Below are 25795 nucleotides of genomic sequence, written 5' to 3'. Positions count from 1 at the left end.
GGCTTCCGAGGATTCTTCATGACCGACGCTCGCTCGCTCACTCCCCAGTTTCCGGCCCTCAAGCTGCTCATTGATGGCCAGCATGTGGACCCCGTGGAGGGAGGAACCTTTCCGGTGATGAACCCCGCCACGGGTGCGAAGTTGTGCGACGTGCCGTCGGCCACCGCGGCCGATGTGGACAAGGCAGTGAAGGCGGCTCGCCGGGCTTTCGAGTCCGGCCCCTGGGGGCGGATGAACGCCAGCGAGCGCGGCCGCATCATCCGCCGCTTCTCCGAGCTGCTGTGGCAGCGCCGCGAGGAGCTCGCCCTGCTCGAGTCGATGGAGAACGGCAAGACGTTTCGCGAGGCCCTCCGCGGCGATGTGGGGCCGGGCGCCGCGACGCTGTCCTACTTCGCCGACTGGGCGAACAAGATCATCGGCGAGGTGCTGCCGGTGGACGGGCCCTTCCTCACCTACTGCCTGAAGGAGCCGGTGGGCGTGGTGGGCGCCATCGTGCCGTGGAACTACCCCACGTGCCTGGCGTGCTGGAAGTTGGGCCCCGCATTGGCGGCTGGGTGCACGGTGGTGCTCAAGCCCTCCGAAATCACCCCGCTCACGGCGATGCGGTTGGGGCAGCTCGCCCTGGAAGCAGGGATGCCGCCCGGCGTGCTCAACGTGGTGACCGGCTACGGAGACCCCACCGGCGAGGCCATGGCTCGCCACCCGGACCTCGACAAGATCTCCTTCACCGGCTCAGGACGCACGGCTCGGCGGCTGTTGCAGGCCTCGGCGTCGAGCAACCTCAAGAAGCTGACGCTGGAACTGGGCGGCAAGAGCCCGCAGATCATCCTCCCGGACGCGGACTTCGACAAAGCGGTGGAGGCGTGCTTCTGGGGCATCTTCAGCAACAAGGGGGAGATCTGCAACGCGGGCAGCCGCGTGCTGGTGCACGAGCGGGCCTATGACGCCTTCGTGGAGCGGCTGGCCGAGCGAGCTCGGAAGATGAAGGTGGGCGACCCGCTGGAGGCGAGCACCGAGATGGGCGCGCAGGTGAGCGCGAAGCAGCTCGAGACGATCCTCAGCTACATCGAGAGCGGCAAGCAGCAGGGCGCGAAGGTGCTGGCGGGCGGCGCGCGCGACACCGAGGGCGCCAAGGCGAAGGGCCACTTCGTGAAGCCCACCATCTTCGGAGACGTGCTGCCGCACATGCGCATTGCCCAGGAGGAGATCTTCGGCCCGGTGCTGAGCTGCCTGCGCTTCAAGGACGAGTCCCAGGCCATCGAGATCGCCAACGGCACGCAGTACGGGCTGGCGGCGTCCATCTGGACTCGGGACGTGGCCAAGGCGCACGCGATGGCGCGCCGGGTGAAGAGCGGCGTGGTGTGGGTCAACTGCTTCAACGAGTTCGACGATGCCGCGCCCTTCGGTGGCTACAAGGAATCCGGGTGGGGCAGGGATCTGTCGCATCACGCCCTGGAGGGTTACCTCCAGACGAAGACGGTGTGGACGAAGCTGCCTTCGGAGAGTTGAGGAAAGGCCGGGCGCGGTCATGGGCGTCGGGCGAAGGAGGAGGAGGAGGCCAATGGCGAACCGTTCCAAGGCGAAGGTCATCACCCTGCCGCAGCCCGCGGGCAGGCGCGTGCGCGCGAAGGACAAGGAGCGCGGCAATGTCAGGCCGCTGCGCGAGCCGTCCGACATGGACGTGCTGCAGAAGTGGCTCGAGGACAACGGCGTCCGCCAGGTGAAGATTGGTGGCGTCGACGTGGACGGCGTCTGGCGCGGCAAGTACGTGTCCGTGGAGAAGTTCCTCTCCGCGTGCAAGAGCGGGCTCGGCTTCTGTGACGTGGTGTTCGGCTGGGACATCACCGACGAGCTGCTCGACAACACGCGCGTGACGGGCTGGCACACGGGCTACCCGGACGGGCAAGCCAAGGTGGACATGTCCACCGGTCGCATCATCCCGTGGGAGCCGGACACCGCGGCCTTCCTCCTGGACTTCGTCAACCCGGACGGCTCGCCCTTCGAGCCCAGTCCGCGCCAGCTCCTGCAGAAGATGGGTGCGCGGGCCCGGGAGATGGGCTTCCTGCCGAAGTTCGGCGCCGAGTACGAGTTCTTCATCTTCAAGGAGACGCCTCAGTCGCTGAAGGAGAAGGGCTACGAGCACCTGACGCCGCTGACGCCGGGCATGTTCGGCTACTCGTGGCTGCGCACCTCGCTCAACGCGCCGCTGGTGCACGCCCTCATCGACGGGTGCCGCGACTTCGGGCTGGAGCTGGAGGGCTTCCACACCGAGACGGGCCCGGGCGTCTTCGAGGGCGCCATCCGCTACGACGACCTGGAGAAGGCCGCGGACAAGGCGGCGCTTTTCAAGACGGTGGTGAAGGAGATCTGCTCGCGCCATGGGCTCACCGCCTGCTTCATGGCCAAGGTGAACGAGAAGCTGCCGGGGTGCTCGGGCCACATCCACCAGTCGCTGTGGTCGCTCAAGAGCCATGACAACGTCTTCCACGACCCCGAGTCTCGCGACGGCATGAGCACGACGATGCGCCACTACATCGGCGGCCTGCTGGAGCTGATGCCGGAGCTCACGGCGCTCTATTGGCCCACGGTGAACAGCTACAAGCGCAGCGTGGAGAACACGTGGGCCCCGGTGTCGGCCACGTGGGGCCGGGAGAACCGCACCACGGCGGTTCGGGTCATCGGTGACAGCCCCAAGTCGATGCGCATCGAGTACCGCCAGACGGCCTCGGACATGAACGCGTACATCGGCATGGCGGTGAGCCTCGCCGCGGGCCTGTGGGGCATCGAGAACGAGGTGGAGCCCCCCGAGCCGTGCGCGGGCAACGGGTACTCGGCCGACGCGCCGGTGCTGCCGCGCTCGCTCAAGGAGGCAGTGTCGCTCCTGAGGGGCTCGAAGCGGGCGAAGCAGATTCTGGGCGAGGAGTTCGTGGACCACTACGTGCGCACGCGCGACTGGGAAGCGCGGCGGTACGAGCGCGCCGTCACGAACTGGGAGCTCGAGCGCTACATGGAGCTCATTTAGGAGGCACCGATGAAACCGTTCGACATGCCGAGCGAGCCGCGCATCACCGAGCTGTCCTGGCCCACGAAGATTGTCCTCGGAGCCGGAGCCCTGCAGCGGCTCCCCGCCCAGGTGGCGCGGCTGAACATGAAGCGCCCCCTGGTGGTGACGGACGCGGGCGTGGTGAAGGTCGGGCTAGCTCAGCGTCTGTATGACGTGTTGAAGGGCGCCGGAGTGAGCTTCGCCACCTTCGAGGCGGTGAAGCCCGATCCCACCGAGCGCGATGCCTTCGCGGGGCTGGAGGCCTACCGGGCCAACAAGTGCGACGGCATCATCGCGATTGGCGGCGGCAGCCCGTTGGACGCGGCGAAGCTGGTGCAGGTGCTCACCACGCACGAGCCTCCGCTGTCGCGCTACGACGACGCGACGGGCGGGGATCAGTATGTGCGCGACAACATGCCGCCGCTGATCGCCATCCCCACCACCGCGGGCACGGGCTCGGAGGTGAGCCGCTCGGGCGTGGCGACGCTCTCGGACACCGGGCGCAAGACGGTCATCTTCAGCCCGTTCCTCATGCCCAAGGCCGCCATCTGCGACCCTGAGCTGACGCTGGGTTTGCCTCCCGGGCCCACCGCCGCCACGGGCATGGATGCCTTCACGCACTGCTTGGAGGCCTACCTGTCCAACGGGTTTCATCCGCTGGCGGATGCGGTGGCCATTGATGGCATCGCTCGCGTGGCTCGCTCGCTACCCAGGGCCGTGGAGGAGGGCCGCAACCTGGTGGCCCGCACCGACATGATGGTGGCCGCCCTGGAGGGCGCCATGGCCTTCCAGAAGGGGCTCGGGGCCTGTCACTCGCTGGCGCACGCGCTCACGCCTATCTCCGGCGTGCACCACGGTCTGGCCAACGCCATCGTCCTGCCCGTGGTGATGGAGTTCAATCGCCCGGTCAGCACCGCGCGCCTCGCTCGCGTGGCCATGGCCATGGGCGATACCTCGAACTCCCGTGAGGAAGTGCTCGCGGGCAATGCCATCGAGCGGGTTCGCAAGTTGAACGCCACCATCGGCATTCCCTTGCGCCTGCGTGACGCGGGCGTGAAGGAGAAGGACCTGGTCCGCATCGCAGAGAAGGCCTTCGTGGATGCCTCGCACCGCGCCAATCCGCGGCCGTGCACCCAGGAAGATCTGCTCGCGATGATCCGCGAGTCGTTCTAGCCAGCCACAGGGCCCTCTCCTTGCTCACAGCAGGGAGAACGGGTCCGGATACCCTCACCCCGTCCCTCTCCCGAGGGGAGAGGGGATGTTGGGGTGAGTGGGGGCGCGTTGGGCGCGTTGGGACAAGGTTGAGGCGGAGGGGGTTACTTCACGGTGTCCGTGGCCGTCGCCGAGCCGCTTCCTCCACCATTCGGCGGCGCCATCTGCGGCGGCGCCGGGTTCTGCCCCGGATCCTCCACCTCGGCCTCCTCGGTCTGGGTGCCTTCCGCCTGGCCTCCCTCCGCGAGATCCGTGGTGCCCACCACCGCTCCCGTCACCGGCTCGCCTCCCGGCTGCGGCGTGAACTCGAGCATCTCCACCGTCACCGACCCCGGCAGCCGGAAGTCCATCGCCGTCAACCGCGGCTTCTCCCTCAGGTCATTCAGCTGCTGTGCCACCGAGCCCGCCTGAATGCGCTGGTCCGAGAAGAAGACGTACGCCCGGACCTTTCCCTCCTCCACCGGGATGCGGAAGCTCGAGTTGTAGATGCGCTTGCCGGTGTCGCATTTGATCGACCGGTTCTCGCGCGTCATCGTCAGCTGCCGGATGATGCCCTTCTCCGACACCGTGAAGAGCATGCAGTAGGGGTGCTGCCCTTCCTTCGGGATGATTTCTACCGTCGAGCCACCCATCGTCTTCAGCTCCGCTCGCGCGGTCATCGTCGGCTTCTGCTCCTGCGTGCAGCCCACCGCACCCAGCGCCACCACCGCTACGGCCCTCATCCACCGAGTCATGTGCCCCTCCTGGAGACGTCCACCATGGTCGTGGCCCGAGCCTAACCCGGAATCCGGGTCTCTCGTCCCAGGGGGCCTCTCGCCGTCTCGCCTTGAACAGTCAGTGAAATCCACCGTCGTCTCTGTCGCGCCGCGTCATGTCTCAGCGTCGCTGGTAGACGATCACCTGCGGTGTCTCGTCCAGGTACAGCCCCGTGGCGGGCGTCCGCGTCCCGTAGGCCTGCCAGACGTTGAACTCGTGCTCACGGAACTCCTGGTGGTACTGGTACGCCGCGATGTCCGAGTCGAACGGCCCGCCCGGCTGCAGGTCGCCCCGCAGCATCCCGTTGCGCTGGTAGTCGCGGAACGACAGGCCGTTCACTTCGTGCAGGAAGACGCGTCCGTTGCGCGGTGCGTGCTCGTTGATCCACGGCAGCACCGCCGTCACGTTGCTCGACCAGAACTGGCGCTGCATCCCCAGCGAGGCCGCGCCCGGCACGCCCCCCGCCAGCTCCGAGTAGTAGCTCGTCCCGTACGGGAACACGCGCACCAGCCCGATGAGCGCCGGCAGCATCAGCAGCGCGAAGACGGGAGTCACCACCGCCGCCAGGGACAGCCCCGGCCAGCGCACGCGCAGCCTCTCCACGAGCGCCTCGCAGCCCCGCATCACCGCCACGCCCGCGAGAATCCCAAGGAAGGGCATCGACGGCAGCCAGTGCTTCACCCCACCGAAGTGCGGCACCTGCGGGTGGCTGATGATGAGGATGGCGGCCACCGCGTTGACGCCTACCAGGGCCTCGGCCAACGAGGGCGTGCGCACCAGGGACTTCGTGCGCTCGAAGAGGCTCAACACCGCGCGTCCGGCGAGCACCAGCCAGCCCGTCACCATCGGCACGAAGAGGCTGGTCGGCACGGTGAGCGCCGTCTTCACCACCACGTACTCGAGCGGGAAGGGCGGCTCGCGCAGCAGTCTGCCCAGGTAGAACCAGGTGTAGTGGTTATGGGTGGCGTGGAAGTTCAGGTACCAGGCCGTCCTGTCCACCGGCGAGTGCCAGAGGTAGGGCCAGTGCAGGTAGAAGATGATCGGCCCGAACACCGCCATGGTGGCCAGCGGCAGCAGGGCGAGCGCCGAGGGCGGGTGCACCTCGTTCTGCAGGTGCAGCATCCCCAGGGCGCCCACCGCCAGCACCACGAAGAGCAGCGTGTGCGGGCTGAGCAGGATGAACTTCCGCTGGAAGTCCTCGGGCCCGAGGCTCACCACCAGCAGCCCGTACAGCACCGCCACGGCAGCGAAGAGCCCCAGCACGCGCCACAGCCAGACGCGTGCGTCCGGCCGGTCCACGGTGGTGGTCCATGCGCGCCACAGCGCGAAGGGCGCGAGGATGAAGGGGAGGAAGAGTGCGTTGTGTTTGGTGCACAGCGCCAGGCCGAAGAAGACGCCACACAGCACGCCCCAGTTCCTGTCCTCCAGCGCGCGCCAGAAGGCATAGACCACCAGCAGCCACATGGCCGCGATGGGCATGTCGAAGCAGGCCAGCTCCGCGTTGAAGTACTGCCGCGGCACGAGCAGGAAGGAGAGCGCGGCGAAGAGTCCCACGGTGCGGCCATACACCGCGCTGCCCAGCAGGAAGGTGAGCGCCGGCACCAGCGCCGACAGGGCGAAGGCCGGAAGCCGGAAGGCCGCCGTCGGGCGCAGCCACCCGAGCGTGTTGTGGAACAGCAGGTGCGACAGCCCGAACAGCTCCTTCATCAGCGCCGGGTGCTCGTGGTTGTAGTCCCAGGCGCGAACAATGGCCGCGTCAGTGAGGGCTCGCGCAGGCTCCCGGAAGAGCTGCTGGAACCAGCGGGCATAGCTCTCGCCCGCGTAGAAGTAGACGCTCTCGTCGCGCGTGAAGCCCACCGCGGACTCGGTGGCCCACAGCGCCACGAAGGTCAGCACCCACAGCCCCAGCGCCAGCCAGCGCTCGTCTCGCGTCGGAGCCCGGCCCGCCGTCATGTGCCCTCCCTCGAAACCACCGCCCCGTCTCCGAGCGCGAAGACATCCAGGCACACCTGCCGCCTCTCCGGATTCTCCGCCCGCACCCACACCTTCACGGTGCGGGGCTCGCCCTGCGGCAGCGCGCGCGACGCCTTCTGCACGCCCTCCAATCCCGGCGGCTGGGCGATCTCCAGCAATGGCTCGTGGCTGGCCGCGTCCTCCACGCCGTAATACGTGGTGCTCAGGCGCGGCTCGTGGTGCGAGGCGAACTCGAAGATGATGCCGCCTTCGAGCCGAAGCTCCGTGCCCGCGGGCACTCCGTCGAACTCAGCCACCAGCCGCTGCGTCCCGCCCGGTGCGTGCATCCACAGGCAGCGGCGCGGCTCGAGGTGAATCTCATGCCACTCGGGGGCCACGTACAGGTGCGGCGGTCCGGGGCAGCGGTGCACGCTCCCGTCGAAGGGGCAGTCGCGCCTCGTGCCGTCCGGTGACTCCAGGTAGACGCGGGCCTTCGCGTACGCCTCCGACGCCACGAAGCGCCGGGGCCGGTAGCGGCCGTTCTCGTACAGCGTCAGCTCCAGGTTGCCCGCGCGGCGCGAGGCTCCCACTGCGGTGCGCTTGGGGAGGAAGGCCGCCCTGAAGTCTGCTTCATCGGCGCGCGGCAGCTCCGGCTGGCCCAGCACCCACACCCGAGGGTGCGCGCTCAAGTCGTCCTTGTCCGAGCCGAGGTAGCCGTACACCGGCAGCTCCGGCGGTAGGTAGAGCCGGGCCTTCTCGCTCCACCACGGGAAGAGGAGCACCGCGTCGCCGGGACGGGCCTCGGCCTGGAGCCAGCCGGCCACCGTGCGGTAGTCCGCCTCGGAGGCCAAACGGCTGGGCAGGCGGAGCTGGAAGACGAGACAGGCGAGCGCGACGAGCAACAACCCCCCCAGCTCCACCAGGGGAAGGGCGCGCAGGAGGGACTTAGGACTTCGCAAGGCGGAGCTTCTGCTCGCTCTTGTCGCGGCAGAAGGTGCAGAAGGTGGGCTCGCCCGAGGAGAACGAGGGCGTCCAGGGCGGGTACATGGAGCAGCGCGGATCCAAGCAGTGGTGCAGGCCCCACAGGTGGCCAATCTGCTGCAGCGCGTTGCGGGCCACCGGCTTGAAGGACGCCTCCAGGTCCTTGAACCCGTGGGTGCTGATGATGGCCCGGCTCTTGTTGTACTGGGCGAAACCCGGGGTGGGCCCCTTGCCGCCCGCCAGCTCGCGCTCCTTCAGCTTGCGCGAGGTGATGAAGAGGACCTTGTCGTCCTCATAGGCCCGGATGCCCTTCATTTCCGTGAGCAGCTTCTCGGCATCCAGCGGCTCGGACATGCCCTCGGGCACTTCCTTCTGACCCGAGTGCTCGCTGCCCACGCCAAACGCTGTGTAGAGCGTCTGGCAGAGCTTCGCGATCTGCTTTTCGTCGAAGGAGTCCAGCGTTACGACGCGAATCACAGGGCGTCACCTCGGAAGACGGGTGTCACTCATCGGCCTCGATGTCGTCATCGAGGTCGGCTTCTTGGTCGGCCTCCTCGGACTCGGGAGGCTTCGCCTTGGGCGGGCGGCCGCGCTTCTTGGGTGCGGCGGCCTCGGCGCCCTCGGGCTTGGGCTTGGGCGGGCGGCCGCGCTTCTTCGGCGCGGGAGCCTCGGCGCCCTCGGGCTTGGGCTTGGGCGGACGGCCACGCTTCTTCGGCGCGGCGGCTTCGGCACCCTCGGGCTTGGGCTTGGGCGGACGACCACGCTTCTTCGGTGCCGCCTCGGCACCTCCCTCGGCGGGGATGGCCGCGGCCTTCTTGCGGGGCTTGGCCTCGCCCTCCTCCTCCTCCTCGCCTTCTTCCTCGGAGGCCTCTTCCTCCTCCTCGGCGGGGGCCTCCTCCTCGTCCGGAGGCAGGTCCAGCTCGCTGTCGAGCCCGAGCAGGTCGGCGTCCAGGCCGAGATCCTCGTCGCCCTCGCCGCGGGGAGCGAACTCGGCGGCGGTGCGCTTGGGGCGCTCGCGGCCGGGCGGGAAGAGCACGAGGTCGATGGAGTCCTCGGCGTTGCATTCAGTGGTGTTGAGCGCGGCGGAAATCTCGGACACCAGCAGGTGGCGAGCGTTGTCGTACAGCTCACGCTCCTTGGTGGGCAGCGGGCGCAGCTCGCTGAGCACCTGCAGGCCCTTGACCACCTCGGCCAGGCCGATGAGGCCACCCTGGGCCATGCGGTCCTGGTTGGTCCGGGCGCGCATCTTCCAGTCCAGGTCCGCCTTGTCGCTGTCGGAGCGCAGGAACTCGAAGACCTGCGTGACGTCCTCGGGGCCCGCCACCTTGCGGACACCGATGGAGATCACCTTGGCCTGGGGCACCATCACCTTCGCCCCATCCTCTTCCCGGTGCATGGTGACGAAGGTGAGCTTTTGACCCGCCACCTCCTTCACATCGATGGCCGAGACGCGGCAGACCCCCTGGTTGGGGTAGACCACCCGGTCGCCAACCGCGAGCTGGAGTGACGCGGAGCCTTCTGGCATGTCCCCCTCGTGAGACGCGAGATCAGTGTGAGGTCGTAGCATCAACCCTCACCAGATGCCACGACTTACGGGAAGCGGATGTCAGGTCCCTGGAGCTCCGGACGGCCAGCCAGGCGTGCGCCCCGGGGCTGGTGGGGAGGGGAGGGTGGTTTTCCGCTACAGGATGCAACGGGTTCGTAGCGGCGCAACCCCTCCAGCACGGTGGCCGCGGGTATCATGCGCCGCTCAACACTTGTCCTTGGGACCTCCAGGTGAACGTCTCCGCCCGCCTCGCCGCGCTCGTCCTCGCCCTTGCCTCCGCTTCCGCGCTCGCGGACCCGGCGGTGCTGCTCTCCCCGGCGCTCGGCCGCCCCGGCGCTGTCACCCTCCAGGGTCGGGTCCTCGCCGAGACCCCTCACGGGAGCACCGCCCTGACGCGCAACCTGCGCAGCCTGGCGGCCCGCAACTGGAAGGGCGCGAAGGTGGAGGTCTCCTTCCAGGGCGTCTCGGCCACCGTCACCAGTGGGGATGACGGCAACTTCCAGGTCACCCTCCAGCCGTCCACGGGCCGCACGTTCCCCCTGGGCCGCCATTCCGCCCAGGCGAGCGTGAAGGGCGCGACGGCCATGGCCCAGGTGGAGATCCTCGCGGACTCGACGCCCTTCCTCGTCATCTCCGACTTCGACGACACCCTGGCCATCTCCGAGGTGACGCAGCCGGACAAACTGGTCACCAACGCGCTGCTTCGCGACGAGGACACCCAGAAGGTCGTCCCTGGCATGTCGGGCTTCTATGGATGCCTCGGCCCGAGCCCGAAGGCGGAGCCGGGCTTCGCGCTGGTGAGCGGCTCGCCCGTCCAGTTCATGCCTCGGGTGGGGGCCTTCCTCGCCCGCCACCAGTTCCCCACGGGCTTTGGCCTCTTCCTGCGCGACCTCGGGCCCGGCTCGCTCTCTGACTACAAGCAGCCCCTCATCCGCGACTTGCTGCGGCGCTTCCCCCAGCAGGTGGTGCTCGTAGGCGACTCGGGCGAGAAGGACCCGGAGGTCTACGCGCAGATTCGCGAGGAGTTCCCCGGGCGCGTGCGAGCCATCTACATCCGCGATGCCGGGAACAGCGCGAACGCCACCCGCTTCAGTGACATGGTCCTCTTCAAGGATGCGAGCACCGCCGCGCTGCATGCGGTGCAGGCGGGACTCGCCCGGAGCGCGTGCGTCACCGCCGCGTTTCCCCAGGCGGCTCCGCGGACGGAGCAGGGGACGCCATGAGCTTGAAGCACGTGCTGATGGTGGCCGCGGTGCTGGCGGCGGGCTGTAAGGAGGAGAAGCCCGCCGAGCCGCTCTCGTCGCTCAAGCCGCAGCCGCTTCCGGAGCTCGTCGCGGAAGCGGGGAGTGGTGGGGCGGAGGGGGACTCGCGCTTCCGAGTGGCTCCGGCCGAGGTATACGGCGAGCCCGTGCCCGACAAGGTCCTGCGGGTGGAGCTGGCGGGAGAGGCCGTGCGGCTCGGCGGGGAGCGATTCGTGCCCTCCCGGCCCGAGGACCAGGCCCGGCTGCGCGAGCGTGTGAAGGAGCAGGGAGTGCTGCTCGTCCCCGACGCGGACACGTTCCTCGCTCAGACCTCCGAGCTGTTCGCCGTCTTGCGTGAGTCCGCGCGCGAGGTGTGGCTGCTGCACCCGGACGCCCTGGTCGCCTATCGGCTGGTGCTGCGGGACGAGCAGGGCTTCCAGGCCTGGCTGGCCGAGGTCGCCCCCGGCAAGCTGCGCATCATCCAGCGGCAGGACGGCTTCGAGCTCACCACCAGCGTGGGGAAGCTTCCGGGTCCCGATACCAACGGTCCCTCCGTCCCCGTGCGCGGCGGAAAGCAGGACATCGCCACGCTGCGTACAGGGCTGGGGAAGCTGAAGGGGCGCTTCACCACCTCCGAGGACATCTGCCTCGTGCCGTCGTTCGGCATGGAGCTGGCGCAGGCCGCGAGGGCGCTCAGCGGGGTGTACGTGGCTCCCGGCGAGCCCCTCTTCGAGACGCTGTGCTTCATCTACCCGACGCCCCGGGCTCCCACTGTGGCCGGCGCTCCAGCGGGACAGTAGGGCCCGGGCGGCTAATCGATGGTGATGGGGAGTTGCACTTCCTCGATGAGGCTCAGTTCGTGGCAACGCAGACGGAGTTGGGGTTGCCCTTGAACCCCCCCGAGCACCGGTAGCCAGTGCGGCAGTCGTCGTTCGAGCTGCACTTGAGGAAGCAGGCAGACACGTCCCCGGCGTAGCCCTGGCTCACACAGCTGCTGCCCGTGGGGCAGGTCTCGTCCTTGCCGGGCACACAAGACTGCGAGCAGTAGCCTCCCGGCGTGTACTCCTGGTTGTTGATGCACAAGCCCTTGTCGCCACAGTCAGCATCCGTGGTGCAGGCATCGCCCACTGTTGCGCCACAACCCACCAGCCCCAGTCCCAGCAGCACCACTCCCAGCACATTCCAGCGCAGCTTCATGGCGTCACTTCCTCCGCGAGTCCAACTCGGTTGAGAAGGGGCGGGCCTGTCGCTACTACCGCCCTGATGCACCGCGCCATATCTTGCCCGACGCGGTAGCACAACTGCCTCCCGAGCAAGGAGGCGCACTCGAGGAGGTTTCCGAATGGCAGCAGTGCTCGAGCAGAACCGTTCCGGCGCGGTCCCCGTGGGTGGTGCCTTCCTGTTCAATGACGTGGGCTCGGCGCGTATCAACACTCCCGAGCTGTTCACCGAAGAGCAGCGCCTCTACCTGAAGACGGCGCTCCAGTTCTCCACCGAGCAGGTCCTCCCGCAGGCGGAGAAGATCGAGGCCAAGGACAACGCGCTGCTGCGCGACCTGCTGCGCCGCGCTGGAGAGCTCGGCCTGCTGATGATCGACATCCCCGAGGCGTACGGGGGCCTGGGCCTGGACAAGACCACCTCGCTGCTCATCGCCGAGGCCATGAGCATGCAGGGCTCCTGGTCCGTGTCCTTTGGCGCGCACACGGGCATTGGCACGCTACCCATCGTCTGGTTCGGCAACGACGCCCAGAAGCAGAAGTACCTGCCGAAGCTGGCCACCGGTGAGCTCGTGGCGGCGTATGCCCTCACCGAGCAGGGGAGTGGCTCGGACGCGCTCGGGGCCAAGACGAAGGCCGTGCTGTCCCCGGACGGCAAGGAGTGGCTCCTCAACGGCTCGAAGCTCTACATCACCAACGCGGCCTTCGCGGACGTGTTCGTGGTGTTCGCCAAGGTGGACGGCGACAAGTTCACCGGCTTCATCGTGGATCGCGGTACGCCCGGCTTCACCGTGGGGCCCGAGGAGCACAAGATGGGTATCCGTGGCTCCTCCACGTGTCCTCTCTATTTCGAGGACGCGCGCATCCCCCGCGAGAACCTGCTCGGCGAGGTGGGCAAGGGGCACAAGATTGCCTTCAACATCCTCAACTACGGCCGGCTCAAGCTGGGGGCAGGCGTGCTCGGTGGCATGAAGCTACAGCTTCGCAACGCGCTGCTCTTCGCGCAGGAGCGCAAGCAGTTCCAGACGTCCATCGCGAGCTTCCCGCTCATCCGCGAGAAGCTGGCGCGCATGACCACGCTCGTCCACGCGGTGGAGAGCATGACGTACCGCACGTCGGGCCTGGTGGACACGGCGCTGGCAGGGGCGGACAAGACGGCTGCGGACTACGAGGCGCGCCTCATCGCCGCCATCGAGGAGTACGCCATCGAGTCCTCCATCATGAAGGTGTACGGCTCGGAGGCGCTCGGGTACCTGGTGGACGACGCGGTGCAGATCCACGGTGGTGCGGGCTACATCGAGGAGTACCCGGTAGAGCGCTCCTACCGCGACGCGCGCATCAACCGCATCTTCGAGGGCACCAATGAGATCAACCGGATGCTCATCGCGGGGATGCTGCTCAAGCGCACGATGAAGGGCACGCTGCCGCTCTTCGAGGTCGCGCAGGCGGTGGACGAGGACCTGTCGGCGGGGCGGTTGCCGAAGGCGCGGGTGGAAGACGAGCTGGCCGCGGAGGAGCAGGCGGCGGAGAACCTGAAGCGTCTGGCCATCTACACGCTGAAGGTGGCGGCGGAGACGTTCGGCGCGGAGATAGAGCAGCGCCAGGAGGTGCTGGCCACGGTGGCGGACATCGTGATGGACGCGTACGCGATGGACTCGATGGTGACGCGCACGCGCCAGGCGGCGGACGGGAAGCTCGATGCGGCGCGGGTGGCGATGACGCGGCAGTACGCCACTGAGGCCAATGCCCGCTCCTACGACCGGGCTCGGCGCGCGCTGTGCGCCACCGTGAAGGGCGACACACTCAAGGAGCACCTCTCCAAGGTGGCGCGGCTGGAGCTCTTCACGCCGTACGATCCGGTGGAGCTGCGCGAGACGATTCTCCAGGCCGTGGAGAAGGCCACCGGCTATCCGTTGTCCGCGGTGTAGGCCAGAAGGTCATCCAACTCGCTCTGGGCGGTGTGCCGGTAGAGCGGCACCACTTCCACCGCGAGCAGGTCCTCGAGCACCTTCCGGGCTCCTTTCAGATCTCCTGACTCCTGGAGGCGATAGACTTCCAGGAGCGCACTGCCCAGCCGCCTTGAGCCTTCGCGGATTCTCTGGCGAATCTCCCGGACGAGGCTGGCTGCACGGGTGGGATCGCGCAGTTCCTGCTCCGAGACCTCTGTGCGGATGGCCACGTCCAGGGCGACCCGGCGTACGAGGGTACGCACCTCATCGGAGTCGAAGGTGACGGGCTCGCCTCGCTGGAGCTTGTCGTGGAGCTCCACCAGCCGGTTCCAATCGTGAGGCTGTCTCCTCACGGCATGCGCATCACCGCGTCCATGCCGAAGCAGACGCGGGCGCGCCAGGGCGGCGGCGGCATGGACTCGAGCGAGAGCAGCTTCTCCAGCCGCTCCGACGTGTCCGGGCGCAGGGTGCCGAAGGTGACACCGAAGGTGGGGAGCACCTCGGGTCCGCCAGCGGACGTCCACGCCACCTCGCCGTGCAGCATGAGCGTGCCCAGCGTCAGGTCCATCTCCAGCAGGAAGGGCATGCCCACCTTCACCGAGGTCGGCAGCGCGGGCGCCTCTACCTCCAGGCCCACGCCCCCGCGCGACAGGTCGCGCACGAAGAAGGGCGGCGCGAAGGGCGTCTCCTCCTCCATGGCCGGCAGGTGCAGCGGCACGCGCGGGTAGCGGCGAAGCTTCTCGAACTCCTGCAGATCGAAGATGCGTTGCAGCACCGCGTCCAGGCCGCCCCGGTCCTGCCCGGGGTCGTACTTGACGGTGATCATGAAGCGCCCGTTGGGCTGGGGCGTCACTCGCACCACCTCGCCCACCACCTCCACCGGCGTGGCCACTCCAGGGTTGTGCATCTCGAAGACGAAGCGCGTTCCTACTGGCAGGCCCTTCTGGGTCTGCAGCGTCACGCCTCCCCGGCCGATGCTGCGCGTGTACTCACTCAGCAGCGCCTCGGGCTTCTTGTAGGCCACCTTGAGGCGTACCTCGCCGAGGGCTCGGTTCGTCGCGGACTGGCTCATGGCAGCGGTTCTCCCCTGGAATGACTGGGCGGATGAATCATAGGGCAAAAGCAAGGCCGGGCCTCCAGATTGGAAGTCCGGCCTCGGAAAGACGACAGCGGGCGGGCGGCTAGGCCTTCGGCAGCTCGCCAGCGGTGATGGCGATCGCCTTGTTGGCGTAGACGTAGCTGCCATCGGAGGTCTTGATGGTGCCGTCCACCACCAGCGAGATGCTGCCGCTGTGCGCCGAGGTGGCGGAGAAGTCCATCTTCAGCTTCACGTCGGCGTCGATGAAGTCGGAGACCTCACCCTCGATGGTCAGCTTGCCCTTCATCGCGATGACGAAGGCACCGCTGGCGTACTTCGGGTCGATGGTGATCCCCAGCGAGGTATTCATGGTGCCGTTGTACTCGCTCTTCCCGTCCTCGCTGCAGGCATCGTAGGTGATGCTGTAGTTGATCAGCCCGTCGAGCTCGCCGCCGGCGGCGTTCAGCGTCAGGCTCGCCTTGCCGCTCTTGGCACAGTCGGCCGAGATGGTGATGGACAGGGCACCGCTGGCCAGCGCCTGCTCCACGAGCGCCTGACCGGTCTTGCTGCCACGGCCCGCCGGCTGGGAGGCCTGGAACGCGGCCGCGGCCGCGCCCTCCTCACCACCAAGCTTCGCACCACCACAGGCCACCAGGCCCAGGGTCATCGCGGAGAGCACCATCAGACGAGTCAAGCGGATCATGCGCGCACCTTCATTTCCAAATGAGGACCTCGTCCCCCGGCCGGGTTACGAGGCGTGAGTCGCCCTGCACAGGCGCTCAGCGGCGGCAGTTATGCAGAGGGCGTTGGCCCGGGTCAAATCCGCTCTGGCCGATCCACTCCTTCCCACCGGCCCCCCTCCCCCCCTTGTTTCCCCGTGCGACACGGACCTGTACGCGCCTGTTGCATTTCTTGACCGGGTAGGGGGCCACGCGTATTTTCCGCCGCCCAAAGTGGATCGGAGTGGGAAGGGGTGGCGTAATGTGGATCGGCCGGGCTGACAAGGTGGACCTCTTCGCGTGTTCCGAGGCGTCTATGAGCACCAGATTGACGCGAAGGGGCGCACCAGCCTCCCGGCCCGGCTGCGCGAGACGCTCGTGGGCTCGTACGACGAGCGCCTCATCATCACGACGGCGTTGGACCCCTGTCTCCACGCCTATCCGGTGCGCGAGTGGGAGCAGCTCGAGGCCGCTCTCGCCAAGCGCAACCCGATGGAGCCAGGGGTGAAGACGCTCATGCGGCTCTACGTGGCCAGCGCCCAGGAGTGCCCGCTCGACAAGCTCGGGCGCGTGCTGATTCCGCCGTCGCTGCGAGCCCACGCGGGGTTGGACAAGGACCTGGTGTGGGCGGGGATGGTGAAGGTGATCGAGCTGTGGAGCCGCGAGGGCTGGGCCAAAGCCCAGGAGGAGGCCCGGAAGGAAGCCTCCAGCGCGGACGTCATGCGCGTGCTCACCGAGCTGCGCCAGTAGCGGGACGATTTTTCGACGGGAAGCAGGAATCCCGGGAAGGTGGTGTCATGAACCAGGTAGCCGAAGCACAGGGCATTCGCGCGGTCTCCAGTGGGCGCGTGGAGACCCTCATGCTCGAGGGGGAGCTTCTGGAGAAGGACCTCACCCAGCTCTGCGAGGAGCTCGGGCTGCGCATGCAGCGGGGTCTGCGCAACGTGGTGCTGGACCTCAGCGAGGTGCGCCACCTGGATTACCGCGGGGTGAGGCCCCTGCTGGCGCGCACCGAGTCCTTCCGCAAGGCGGGTGGAGACATCAAGCTGTCCGGGTTGTCCCCCTACCTGGCCGCCATCCTCCGGGCCGCGGGCGCTCATGATGTCTTCGAGCTCTACCCGCATATGAACGATGCCCGGGCTGCCTTCGCGCTCGCGCGGGCTCCTTTCGTCTAGTGCGGGCGCCCCTTGGCTGACTTCAGCCACCAGACCGTCCTCCTGAATGAAACGGTGGACGTCCTTCGACCGGGAGCGGGGAAGGTGATCATCGACGGCACACTGGGTGGTGGTGGTCACACCGAGGCGCTTCTCGCCCGGGGTGCGACCGTCCTGGGTGTGGACCGGGATCCGGTGGCGCTTCAGGCCGCTCGCGCCCGGCTCGCCGGCTACCCGTCCTTCAGCACCCGCCAGGGCAACTTCGGGGACCTGCTCGACGTGGCGGCGGACTTGCTGCCGGTGGATGGGGTGCTGGTGGACCTGGGCGTGTCCTCGCCCCAGCTCGACGTGGCCGAGCGCGGCTTCTCCTTCCAGAAGGAAGGCCCGCTGGACATGCGCATGGGCGACACGGGCCGCACCGCCGCCGAGCTCATCGCCGAGGAGGACGAGGCGGAGCTCATCCGCATCCTCAAGGAGTACGGCGAGGAGCCCTTCGCCCGGCCCATCGCCCGAGAGCTCAAGCGCTCGCTGCCCACGCGCACGCTGGAGGCCGCCGAGGTCGTCAAGCGTGCCGTGCCGCGCAAGGCCTGGCCCAACAAGATTCACGTGGCCACCCGCACCTTTCAGGCGCTGCGCATGGCGGTGAACCAGGAGCTGGAGTCCCTGGAGTCGCTGCTCGCCGCGCTGCCCCGGCTGCTGAAGGTGGGGGGCCGCGCCGCCGTCATTTCGTTCCACTCGCTCGAGGACCGGAAGGTGAAGGAGACCTTCCGGGAGCTGGTGGGCACCTGCAAGTGCCCGCCTGGGCTGCCGGTGTGCGCCTGTGGCGGCCAGGGGGATTTCGCCCTGGTGTCGCGCAAGGCCATCGCGCCCTCGGACGAGGAGATTGCCGCCAACCCCCGTGCCCGCAGCGCGCACCTGCGTGCGGTGGAGAAGATCCGATGAGCCGTCTCAATCCAGTCTCTCGTGCCAGTGGGGGTGGGGTGTCGGTAGGCCAGGTGCTGCTGCACCTGCTGCCCGCGGTGTTCCTCTTCGCTCTCTTCGCCTGCGTGGGCCTGCTCCACGTGACGAGCCGCGTGCTGGTGGTGGACATGGGCTACCGCCTCTCCAAGGCCGAGGCCGAGGAGCGTTCGCTCATCCGGGAGAATGATCGGTTGAAGTTGGAGCTGGCCACGCTGAAGAACCCGGCGCGGCTGGAGAAGCTGGCCCGTGAGAAGCTCGGCATGTCCATGCCCGCTGGCTCGCGGGTCGTCGCCCTTCCGGCGGAGCTGCCGGGCAAGAAGCGCAATGTCCGCGTGGAGGCCCGCGATGCTCGCGGCGTCCGCGTGGCCGAGCGCGGCGCACCGCACTGAGGGGGGGCTGGCTGTGAGGGACTTCAAATCGGCGCGGGCCCCAGAGCCCAACCAGAAGTGGCTGCGGCTTCGTGTGAAGCTGCTGGCCTTCTTCTTCGTCGCCCTGCTGCTGGCCGCCTTCGGCCGCGCCGTGCAGCTCCAGGTGTTCGAGCGCGACAAGCTGCGCGGGCTCGCCCAGGACCAGTACGTCCGCCAGATTGAAATCCCCGCCCGCCGTGGCGACATCTTCGACCGCCGCGGTACGCCGTTCGCCCAGAGCGTGGAGGTGGACTCCATCTGGGTGGACCCCTCCATGCTGCCGGATGTGAAGCAGGCCGCGCGCTCGCTCGCCAAGGTGCTGAAGCTGGACGTGGAGGACCTGCAGGCCCGGCTCGGCCGCGCGAAGCGCTTCGCCTGGGTGAAGCGCCAGGTGACTCCCCGCGATGTGGAGGCGGTGAAGGCCCTCGGGCTGCCGGGCTTCGGCTTCACCAAGGAGCCCAAGCGCTTCTACCCGCAGAAGGAGCTGGGCGCGCACGTGGTGGGCATGGTGGGCCTGGACGGCCATGGTCTGGAAGGCCTGGAGCTGGCCTTCGAGGACGAGCTGTCCGGGCAGAACTCGCGCCTGTCCGGCTTCCGCGACGCCAAGGGACGCAAGCTGCTCGTCTCCGGCGCCCCGGACACCATCGAGCGCCAGGGCGCCGCCGTCACCCTCACCATTGACCGCCACCTCCAGTTCGTTGCCGAGCGCGCCCTGAGCCGCGCCGTGGAAGAGGCCAAGGCCGTAGCGGGCATGGCCATCCTGTTGGAGCCGAAGACGGGCGAAATCCTGGCCATCGCCAACCACCCGCGCTTCAACCCCAACGCGCCCGAGAAGGAGGCTCGCGCCAGCATGCGCAACCGCGCCGCGCTCGACACCTTCGAGCCCGGCTCGACGATGAAGGCCTTCGTCGTGGCCAGCGCGTTGGATCAGAAGGTCATCAAGACAGAGGATCTCTTCTTCTGCGAGAACGGCGCTTGGACCGTCGGCCGGCACACCATCCACGACACCCACCCGCTGGGCTGGCTCACCCCGCAGCTCGTGCTGCGCGAGTCCTCCAACATCTGCTCCTCCAAGATTGCCCAGCAGCTGGGGCGGGAGCGGCTGGTAAAGGCCTACCGCGACTTCGGCTTCGGTGAGCGCACCGGCCTGGCGCTGCCCGGCGAGGGCCGGGGCTCCATCCCGTTCCCCAAGGCGGAAGTGTCGCTCGCCACACAGTCCTTCGGGCAGGGCATGACCACCACCGCCGTGCAGATGGCCGCCGCCTGGGGCGCGCTGGCCAATGGCGGTTTGCTGATGCGCCCCTACCTCGTCTCCAAGGTGGTGGACCCGGACGGGGTGGTGCTGCTGGAGAACCGGCCCACCGAGGTGCGCCAGGCCGTCTCCCCCGCCACCGCGAAGAAGATTGTCTCCATGCTCGAGAGCGTGGTGACCAAGGAGGGGACCGCCCCCAAGGCCGCCATGGAGGACTACCGGGTGGCTGGAAAGACGGGCACCGCCCAGAAGGCGGACCCGGTGGCCCGGGGGTACTCCGACAAGCGGCTCGCCTCCTTCGTGGGCGTGGTACCGGCCGAGAATCCTCGCGCCGTCATCCTCGTGATTGTGGACGAGCCCAAGACGGACGTGTACGGGGGGAACGTGGCCGCCCCTGCTTTCAAGGAAATCGCTACCGCCGCCATGGCTCACCTGGCCGTCCCTCCCTCGCGAGAGGTGCCGCTGCCGCCCACCGCCCTGCCGGTGGCGGCCGCTCAGCCCCCTCCCTCGAAGGTGGAGACGGCCCGGCCCATGGTGTCGGAGGCTGTCACCGAGAACGTGGAGCCTGGCTCCGTCCGCGTTCCAGATGTTGTTGGTCAGGCAGGGCGTGAGGCAGTGACGAAGCTGCTCTCTTCGGCCCTGGAGCCTCGATTGTTAGGTAGTGGACGCGTTGTTTCGCAGACTCCCGCCGCCGGTGCGCTGGTGGAGAAGGGTGCACGAGTGACGCTGGAGCTGGCGGCGCGGCAATGAGGCCGCGGCGGCACAGCTCAGCCTCGCGCTCGCAGCTGCATGTGAAGGGGAAACGATGAAGCTGACGGATGTCCTTGCAGGGTGTGGTGCCGAGCAGACCTCGGGCGGCCGGACCCCGGTCGACGTGACGGGGGTGTCGCAGGACTCTCGCAAGGTGAAGCCGGGCGACTTGTTCGTCGCGGTGCCGGGCACGAAGGAGGATGGCGCCCAGTTCGTGGGTGAGGCCGTCTCCCGCGGTGCCGTGGCGGTGGTGTCGGAGAAGTCCCTGTCCTCACAGGTGCCCTTCTTCAAGGTGTCCAACGCCCGCAAGGCGCTGGCGCTCATTGCGGCCAACTTCCATGGTCGGCCCGCTGACAAGCTCACCATGCTGGCGGTCACTGGCACCAACGGGAAGACGACCACCACCTATCTGCTCGAGGCCATGGCCACTGCGGCCTACTCCTCTACGGGGGTTATCGGCACGCTGGGCTACAAGGTGGGCGGCCAGTTCCACCCCACGGAGCACACCACGCCGGACCCGCTGGAACTCCACCGCATTCTCAAGGAGATGGTGGACGCGGGTGTGGAGACGGTGGTCATGGAGGTGTCCAGCCACGCCCTGCTGCAGGAGCGCGTGCACGGCATCACCTTCAAGGCGGCCGCTTTCACCAACCTGACGAGGGATCACCTCGACTACCACAAGGACCTGGAGGAGTACTTCCAGGCCAAGCGCAAGCTCTTCGTGGAGAACCTGGCGCAGAGCGGTGTGGCGGTAGTCAACGGGGACGACACCTACGGCACCCGCATCTACAACGAGCTGCGCGGCCAGAAGCGCATGGCGTGGAAGTTCAGCCGCCAGGGCAACGGGGAGATCTCCTCCGCGGACGCCTCCTTCACCCTGCAGGGAATCAAGGGCGTGCTGAAGACGCCCGCGGGCGACATCCCGGTGAAGAGCCGGCTGCTGGGGCCGCACAACCTGGAGAACATCCTCGCGGCAGCCGGTCTGGCGCTGGGCGCTGGCTTCGCTCGCCGCAAGGACGTGCAGCTGGGCATCGAGCGCATGGGCAGCGTGCCTGGCCGCATGGAGCAGGTGGAGAACCACGGGCCCGCGCAGGCGCCGGCGGTGCTGGTGGACTACGCGCACACGGACGACGCTCTCAAGCGTGCGCTCGAGGCGGCGCGGGCCATGGCCAAGGGCCGCGTCATCGTGGTGTTCGGTTGCGGTGGGGACCGGGACCCGGGCAAGCGTCCGCTCATGGGCTCGGCGGCTGCCGAGGCCGCGGATCTCGCGGTGGTGACGAGCGACAACCCGCGCAACGAGGATCCGGAGGACATCATCTCCCAGGTGACCCCGGGCCTGGAGAAGGGCGGCCTGCGCCGCATCTCGGCTGGTAAGGCCAAGAGCGGTGAGAAGGGCTACCTGGTGGACGCGGATCGCAAGGCCGCCATCGAGACGGCCATCTCCCTGGCGAAGGAGGACGACGTGGTCCTCATCGCCGGCAAGGGTCACGAGACGTACCAGCTCATCGGTACCGAGAAGCGCGCCTTCGATGACCGCCAGGTGGCGGCCCGGGCGCTCGCCATCCGCACCTGACGGAGAGCCGCGGACCCCTTATGGGCGTACGATTCACGGACGAGCAGGTGGTGCAGGCGACTGGGGCCACCCGGCGCGGCGTCAAGCCCGCGGCGGAGTTCCAGGCCGTCTGCACCGATACGCGGGCCCTGGTGCCCGGGTGCCTCTTCGTGGCGCTGCAGGGCGAGCGCTTCGATGCACACGACTTCCTCGCGCAGGCCGCAGCAGGTGGGGCGGCCGGCGCGGTGGTGAAGAAGGGCAGGGCGCTCCCCCAGCTCCCGGAGGGCCTGGCCCTCTATGAGGTGGAGGACACCCTGGCGGCACTCGGTGGACTGGGGCGTGCGTACCGCGAGCGCTTCCGGATTCCGGTGGGCGCGGTGGGCGGCTCCAACGGGAAGACGACGACCAAGGAGATGGTGGGCGCCATCCTCGCGGTGCGTGGCTCCGCGCTGAAGACGGAGGGCAACCTCAACAACGAGGTGGGAGTGCCCCTCACGCTCTTCCGCTTGGAGCCCTCGCACGTGGCGGCCGTGGTGGAGATGGGGATGAACCAGCCCGGCGAGATGACGCGGCTCACCCGCGTGTCGAAGCCGGACGCAGCCGTCATCACCATCATCCAGCCCGAGCACCTGGAGGGGTTGGGCAGCATCGAGGGCGTGGCCGAGGCCGAGGGCGAGATGTTCCGTGAGCTTCCGCCCGAGGCCGTGGCCGTAGTGAACGTGGATGACCCGCTCATTCCGCCGCAGGCGGCGCGCAGCCGGGCGAAGAAGCTCACCTTCGGCCGGGCCGCGAACGCGGACGTGCGGCTGGCCAGCGTGACGCCGCTTGGTCGGGAAGGGCTGGCCATCACCGTGCGGTACCAGGGCAAGGACTGGCCGGTGAAGCTGTCCTTCATCGGCGAGCACAACGCTCTCAACGCCACGGGCGCCTTCGCGCTGGCGGTGGCACTGGGTTACTCCCCCGAGGAGTGTGTGAAGGGCCTGGAGGCGGCGAGGCCGTACGCGCGCCGGCTCAACGTGGTGGACGGCCTGCACGGCATCACCGTGGTGGACGACTGTTACAACGCCAACCCGGCCTCCATGGCCGCGGCGCTGGACACGCTGCGCTCGCTGGTGCAGCCCGGTGGCCGGACGGTGGCGGTGCTCGGGGACATGTTGGAGCTGGGCCCCGGCGAGCTGGAGGAGCACACGCAGCTCGGCACGCTGGCAGCGGGCAAGGCACAGCTGCTGGCCTTCTTCGGCCCGCGCTCGCGCAAGGGCTACGAGGCGGCGGGGCAGGGCGGCAACACGGCTCACTTCACCGAGGTGGAGCCGCTGCTGGCCTGGCTGACGCCGCAGTTGAAGGCTGGGGATGTGGTGTTGGTCAAGGCGAGCCGTGGCATGCGGCTCGAGCGGGTCGTGGCGGGTCTCACCGGGACCGCCTCTTCTGGAGGGGGCCACTAGGTGCTGCTCCTCATCTACGAGTGGATTCAGGGCACGGACGCAGCGCGGTTTCTGAACTTCCTGCGCTACCCCACCTTCCGCATCGTCGCGGCGGCGGTGGCCTCGCTGCTGCTGGGCATGTTCGTGGGCCCGAGGCTCATCGCCTGGTTGCGCCTCAAGCAGCACGGGCAGAGCAACGTGCGCGAGGACACTCCAGACACCCACCAGAAGAAGAAGGGCACGCCCTCCATGGGTGGCGCGCTCATCCTCATGTGCATCGCGTTCGGCACCTTCATCTTCGCGGACCTGAAGAGCCGCGCGGTGTGGGCGGCGCTGGTGCTCACGATGGGCTACGGCTTCATCGGCTTCCTGGACGATTGGCTCAAGCTGTCCAAGCGCAACTCCAAGGGGCTGGCCGGCCGCTACAAGATGGTCCTCCAGACGGTCTTCTACCTGGTGGCCATCTTCGGAATCATGTGCACGTGGACGGGGCCGGATGGCGCCTTCACGGGGCCGAAGCTCCTCATCGACACGAAGCTCACGCTGCCCTTCGTGCCCACGCGCTGGTTCAATCCGGACTTCGGCTGGTTCTACGTGTTCTTCGCGTGGATCGTCGTGGTGGGCACGTCCAACGCCGTCAACCTGACGGACGGTCTGGACGGCCTGGCCATCATGCCCACCATCATCGCGGCCTCCACCTTCGCCATCCTCTGCTACGTGGCGGGCTCGGCGACGCGCATCGCCGACGTGGAGACGGTGGGGGGCGTGACGCGGCTGGTGGGTGTGCCCCTGTGGCGCTACCTCGGCGTCCCCGAGGTGCCCGGCGGCGCGGAGCTGGCCGTCTTCTGCGCCAGCATCGTGGGCGCCGGCATCTCCTTCCTCTGGTTCAACGCCTACCCGGCCTCCGTCTTCATGGGCGACATCGGCTCGCTCGCGCTGGGTGGCGCACTCGGTGGGCTGGCGGTGCTGTCCAAGAACGAGGTGGTGTCCGCCATCATCCACGGCGTCTTCTTCGCTGAAATCCTCAGCGTGATGATCCAGGTGACGTCCTTCAAGCTCACCGGCAAGCGCGTCTTCAAGATGGCGCCGGTGCACCATCACTTCGAGCTGAAGGGCATGGCCGAGCCGAAGATCATCGTCCGCTTCTGGATCGTCGCCATCCTCTGTGGCGGCGTGGCGCTGCTGTCACTCAAGCTTCGGTAGGCAGTTGTTGGAGGGGTGGCGCGCATGACGCCCGACCTGAAGGACTGGAAGGTAGTGGTGTACGGGCTCGCGAAGAGCGGGCTGGCCGCCATCCGCCTGTTGAAGGCGAAGGGCGCTCGGGTGACGGCGCTGGACGCGCGCACCGAGGAGGCGCTGGGGGAGACGGCGCGCGAGCTGAAGGCTCAGGGCGTGACGCTCGTCACCGGCCCCACGCCGCCGGGGCTGCTGGAGTCGCAGCAGCTCGTGGTGGTGAGCCCGGGCGTGCCGCTGGCGTTGCCGGAGATTCAAAAGGCGCGCGCCGCGGGAGTGCCCGTCTGGGGCGAGGTGGAGCTGGCCTGGCGCTACCTCTCGCACCTGCCGTTCATCGGCATCACCGGCACCAACGGCAAGAGCACCACCACGGCGCTCACCGGTGAGCTTTTTTCGCGCAGCGGCCGGCGCACCTTCGTGGGCGGCAACCTCGGGCGCCCGTTGGCCGAGGCGGCCCTGTCGCCCGGCGAGTGGGAGGCCCTGGTGGTGGAGCTCTCCAGCTTCCAGCTCGAGGGCATCGACACCCTGCGGCCCCGTGGCTCCACCATCCTCAACCTCACGCCGGACCACATCGACCGGTACGCGAGCCACGCGGCCTATGGCGAGGCCAAGGCCCGCATCTTCCGCAACCAGGCGCAGGGCGACTTCGTCGTGGTGAACGCGGACGACGCGGACGTGATGCGGCTGGCCGAGGCCGCGAAGGTGCCCGTCTACGGCTTCAGCCTCACCGGGCGTCCCGTTGCCGCGGCCCCCAAGCTGGCCGGCATGGCGGTGGCGCAGCCCGGGGGCTTCCGTTTCGAAGGGGCAGGGGACAAGGGCGAGTCCTTCACCCTCACCAACCGCGCGCTGCGCGGGGGCCACAACGCGCAGAACGCCATGGCGGCGGCACTGTTGGCGCGGCTGGCCGGCGTGGCGCACGAGGCGGTGCAGGCCGGGCTGGACAGCTACCCGGGCCTCCCCCACCGGCTGGAGAGCGTGCGCGTGCTGGACGGCGTGGAGTGGGTGAACGACTCCAAGGCCACCAACGTGGACTCGGTGCTGGTGGCTCTGCGCGCCTTCCAGAAGGACGTGCTCCTCATCGCCGGTGGCAAGGGCAAGGGCGCTCCCTACCAGCCCATGGTCGACGAGGGCCGCGGCAAGGTGAAGGGCGTGCTCACCATCGGCCAGGACGCCGAGGCGATTGCCCAGGCGTATGAGGGCAGCGCTCCGGTATACGCCTGCGGAACGCTCGCGGAAGCTGTACGGCGGGCCAAGGCCCTGGCAAAGTCCGGCGACACTGTACTTTTGTCGCCCGCATGCGCCTCCTACGATCAATTCCAGAACTTCGAGCACCGGGGCGACACGTTCAAACGCCTCGTCGGGGAGCTCTGA

24 protein-coding genes are annotated in these 25795 nt (G+C 68.4%); 15 read left to right on the top strand and 9 right to left on the bottom strand.

Annotation, left to right across the window (positions count from 1 at the left end):
• The first annotated feature begins 18 nt into the window (after positions 1 to 18).
• Genes OV287_RS41390 through OV287_RS41380 form a run of 3 tightly spaced genes read left to right on the top strand, consistent with a single transcriptional unit; the run spans position 19 to position 4216 of the window.
• Positions 19 to 1509, top strand: a complete 1491-nt coding sequence (locus OV287_RS41390) for an aldehyde dehydrogenase family protein (RefSeq protein WP_267539547.1) — start codon at positions 19 to 21, stop codon at positions 1507 to 1509.
• A 52-nt stretch (positions 1510 to 1561) separates the two neighbouring features.
• Positions 1562 to 3022 carry a glutamine synthetase family protein gene (locus OV287_RS41385; RefSeq protein WP_267539546.1) on the top strand — a complete coding sequence of 487 codons (1461 nt, stop codon included), beginning with the start codon at positions 1562 to 1564 and terminating at the stop codon, positions 3020 to 3022.
• A gap of 9 nt (positions 3023 to 3031) precedes the next feature.
• A complete protein-coding gene (locus tag OV287_RS41380; protein WP_267539545.1) occupies positions 3032 to 4216 on the top strand; it encodes an iron-containing alcohol dehydrogenase in 1185 nt (394 codons plus the stop codon).
• A gap of 143 nt (positions 4217 to 4359) precedes the next feature.
• Here OV287_RS41380 and OV287_RS41375 read toward each other — a convergent pair whose 3' ends face one another.
• The 5 genes from OV287_RS41375 to OV287_RS41355 all read right to left on the bottom strand — a co-directional run bounded on the left by OV287_RS41375 (position 4360) and on the right by OV287_RS41355 (position 9470).
• On the bottom strand, positions 4360 to 4989 hold the full coding sequence (locus OV287_RS41375; protein ID WP_267539544.1) for a hypothetical protein: 630 nt from the start codon (positions 4987 to 4989) through the stop codon (positions 4360 to 4362).
• Positions 4990 to 5131: 142 nt separating this feature from the next.
• Positions 5132 to 6964 carry an ArnT family glycosyltransferase gene (locus OV287_RS41370; RefSeq protein WP_267539543.1) on the bottom strand — a complete coding sequence of 611 codons (1833 nt, stop codon included), beginning with the start codon at positions 6962 to 6964 and terminating at the stop codon, positions 5132 to 5134.
• Positions 6961 to 7923, bottom strand: a complete 963-nt coding sequence (locus OV287_RS41365; protein WP_267539542.1) for a hypothetical protein — start codon at positions 7921 to 7923, stop codon at positions 6961 to 6963. The genes OV287_RS41370 and OV287_RS41365 overlap by 4 nt, the downstream gene beginning before the upstream one ends.
• Positions 7910 to 8422 (bottom strand): zinc metalloprotease, encoded by a 513-nt coding sequence (locus OV287_RS41360; RefSeq protein ID WP_267539541.1) that lies wholly within the window; start codon positions 8420 to 8422, stop codon positions 7910 to 7912. Before OV287_RS41360 ends, OV287_RS41365 begins: the two co-directional genes overlap by 14 nt.
• A 25-nt stretch (positions 8423 to 8447) precedes the next feature.
• Positions 8448 to 9470 carry a CarD family transcriptional regulator gene (locus OV287_RS41355; protein ID WP_267539540.1) on the bottom strand — a complete coding sequence of 341 codons (1023 nt, stop codon included), beginning with the start codon at positions 9468 to 9470 and terminating at the stop codon, positions 8448 to 8450.
• Positions 9471 to 9721: 251 nt separating this feature from the next.
• Between OV287_RS41355 and OV287_RS41350 the strand changes: the two genes are divergently transcribed.
• Complete coding sequence (locus OV287_RS41350) at positions 9722 to 10714, top strand: phosphatase domain-containing protein (RefSeq protein ID WP_267539539.1); 993 nt, start codon at positions 9722 to 9724, stop codon at positions 10712 to 10714.
• Complete coding sequence (locus OV287_RS41345; protein ID WP_267539538.1) at positions 10711 to 11532, top strand: hypothetical protein; 822 nt, start codon at positions 10711 to 10713, stop codon at positions 11530 to 11532. Before OV287_RS41350 ends, OV287_RS41345 begins: the two co-directional genes overlap by 4 nt.
• Positions 11533 to 11584: 52 nt before the next feature.
• Here the strand turns inward: OV287_RS41345 and OV287_RS41340 are convergent, their stop codons facing one another.
• On the bottom strand, positions 11585 to 11929 hold the full coding sequence (locus OV287_RS41340; RefSeq protein ID WP_267539537.1) for a hypothetical protein: 345 nt from the start codon (positions 11927 to 11929) through the stop codon (positions 11585 to 11587).
• Positions 11930 to 12074: 145 nt separating this feature from the next.
• Here OV287_RS41340 and OV287_RS41335 point away from each other — a divergent pair, with 145 nt between their 5' ends.
• On the top strand, positions 12075 to 13877 hold the full coding sequence (locus OV287_RS41335; protein WP_267539536.1) for an acyl-CoA dehydrogenase FadE: 1803 nt from the start codon (positions 12075 to 12077) through the stop codon (positions 13875 to 13877).
• Here OV287_RS41335 and OV287_RS41330 read toward each other — a convergent pair.
• From OV287_RS41330 to OV287_RS41320, 3 genes are all read right to left on the bottom strand, one after another.
• Entirely contained in the window at positions 13856 to 14251 is a 396-nt protein-coding gene (locus OV287_RS41330) for a DUF2379 family protein (protein WP_267539535.1), read from the bottom strand. The two genes, OV287_RS41335 and OV287_RS41330, sit on opposite strands and share 22 nt — an antisense overlap.
• Positions 14248 to 14970 carry a PilZ domain-containing protein gene (locus OV287_RS41325; RefSeq protein WP_267539534.1) on the bottom strand — a complete coding sequence of 241 codons (723 nt, stop codon included), beginning with the start codon at positions 14968 to 14970 and terminating at the stop codon, positions 14248 to 14250. The genes OV287_RS41330 and OV287_RS41325 overlap by 4 nt, the downstream gene beginning before the upstream one ends.
• Before the next feature lie 109 nt (positions 14971 to 15079).
• Positions 15080 to 15679, bottom strand: a complete 600-nt coding sequence (locus tag OV287_RS41320; RefSeq protein ID WP_267539533.1) for a hypothetical protein — start codon at positions 15677 to 15679, stop codon at positions 15080 to 15082.
• 316 nt (positions 15680 to 15995) lie between these two features.
• Between OV287_RS41320 and mraZ the strand changes: the two genes are divergently transcribed.
• The 9 genes from mraZ to murD are packed head-to-tail and all read left to right on the top strand — an operon-like array spanning position 15996 to position 25795.
• Entirely contained in the window at positions 15996 to 16445 is a 450-nt protein-coding gene (gene mraZ, locus OV287_RS41315) for a division/cell wall cluster transcriptional repressor MraZ (protein ID WP_267539532.1), read from the top strand.
• Positions 16446 to 16492: 47 nt separating this feature from the next.
• A complete protein-coding gene (locus OV287_RS41310; protein ID WP_267539531.1) occupies positions 16493 to 16870 on the top strand; it encodes an STAS domain-containing protein in 378 nt (125 codons plus the stop codon).
• A gap of 12 nt (positions 16871 to 16882) precedes the next feature.
• Complete coding sequence (gene rsmH, locus OV287_RS41305) at positions 16883 to 17791, top strand: 16S rRNA (cytosine(1402)-N(4))-methyltransferase RsmH (RefSeq protein WP_267539530.1); 909 nt, start codon at positions 16883 to 16885, stop codon at positions 17789 to 17791.
• On the top strand, positions 17788 to 18198 hold the full coding sequence (gene ftsL / locus OV287_RS41300) for a cell division protein FtsL (RefSeq protein ID WP_267539529.1): 411 nt from the start codon (positions 17788 to 17790) through the stop codon (positions 18196 to 18198). Before rsmH ends, ftsL begins: the two co-directional genes overlap by 4 nt.
• A gap of 13 nt (positions 18199 to 18211) precedes the next feature.
• Positions 18212 to 20218, top strand: a complete 2007-nt coding sequence (locus OV287_RS41295) for a PASTA domain-containing penicillin-binding protein (RefSeq protein ID WP_308809847.1) — start codon at positions 18212 to 18214, stop codon at positions 20216 to 20218.
• 55 nt (positions 20219 to 20273) lie between these two features.
• Positions 20274 to 21791, top strand: coding sequence for a UDP-N-acetylmuramoyl-L-alanyl-D-glutamate--2,6-diaminopimelate ligase (locus OV287_RS41290; RefSeq protein WP_267539527.1), 1518 nt, complete (start codon positions 20274 to 20276; stop codon positions 21789 to 21791).
• A 20-nt stretch (positions 21792 to 21811) separates the two neighbouring features.
• Complete coding sequence (locus OV287_RS41285) at positions 21812 to 23212, top strand: UDP-N-acetylmuramoyl-tripeptide--D-alanyl-D-alanine ligase (protein ID WP_267539526.1); 1401 nt, start codon at positions 21812 to 21814, stop codon at positions 23210 to 23212.
• A complete protein-coding gene (gene mraY / locus OV287_RS41280; RefSeq protein ID WP_267539525.1) occupies positions 23213 to 24394 on the top strand; it encodes a phospho-N-acetylmuramoyl-pentapeptide-transferase in 1182 nt (393 codons plus the stop codon).
• Between the two features lie 24 nt (positions 24395 to 24418).
• Positions 24419 to 25795: a UDP-N-acetylmuramoyl-L-alanine--D-glutamate ligase gene (gene murD, locus OV287_RS41275; protein WP_267539524.1), complete on the top strand. Its 1377-nt coding sequence runs from the start codon at positions 24419 to 24421 to the stop codon at positions 25793 to 25795.

This window comes from Archangium lansingense, assembly GCF_026626635.1.
Classification (GTDB): domain Bacteria; phylum Myxococcota; class Myxococcia; order Myxococcales; family Myxococcaceae; genus Archangium; species Archangium lansingense.
The sequence above is the reverse complement of the archived record's forward strand: the minus strand, read 5'-3'. Positions and strand labels throughout refer to the sequence as shown.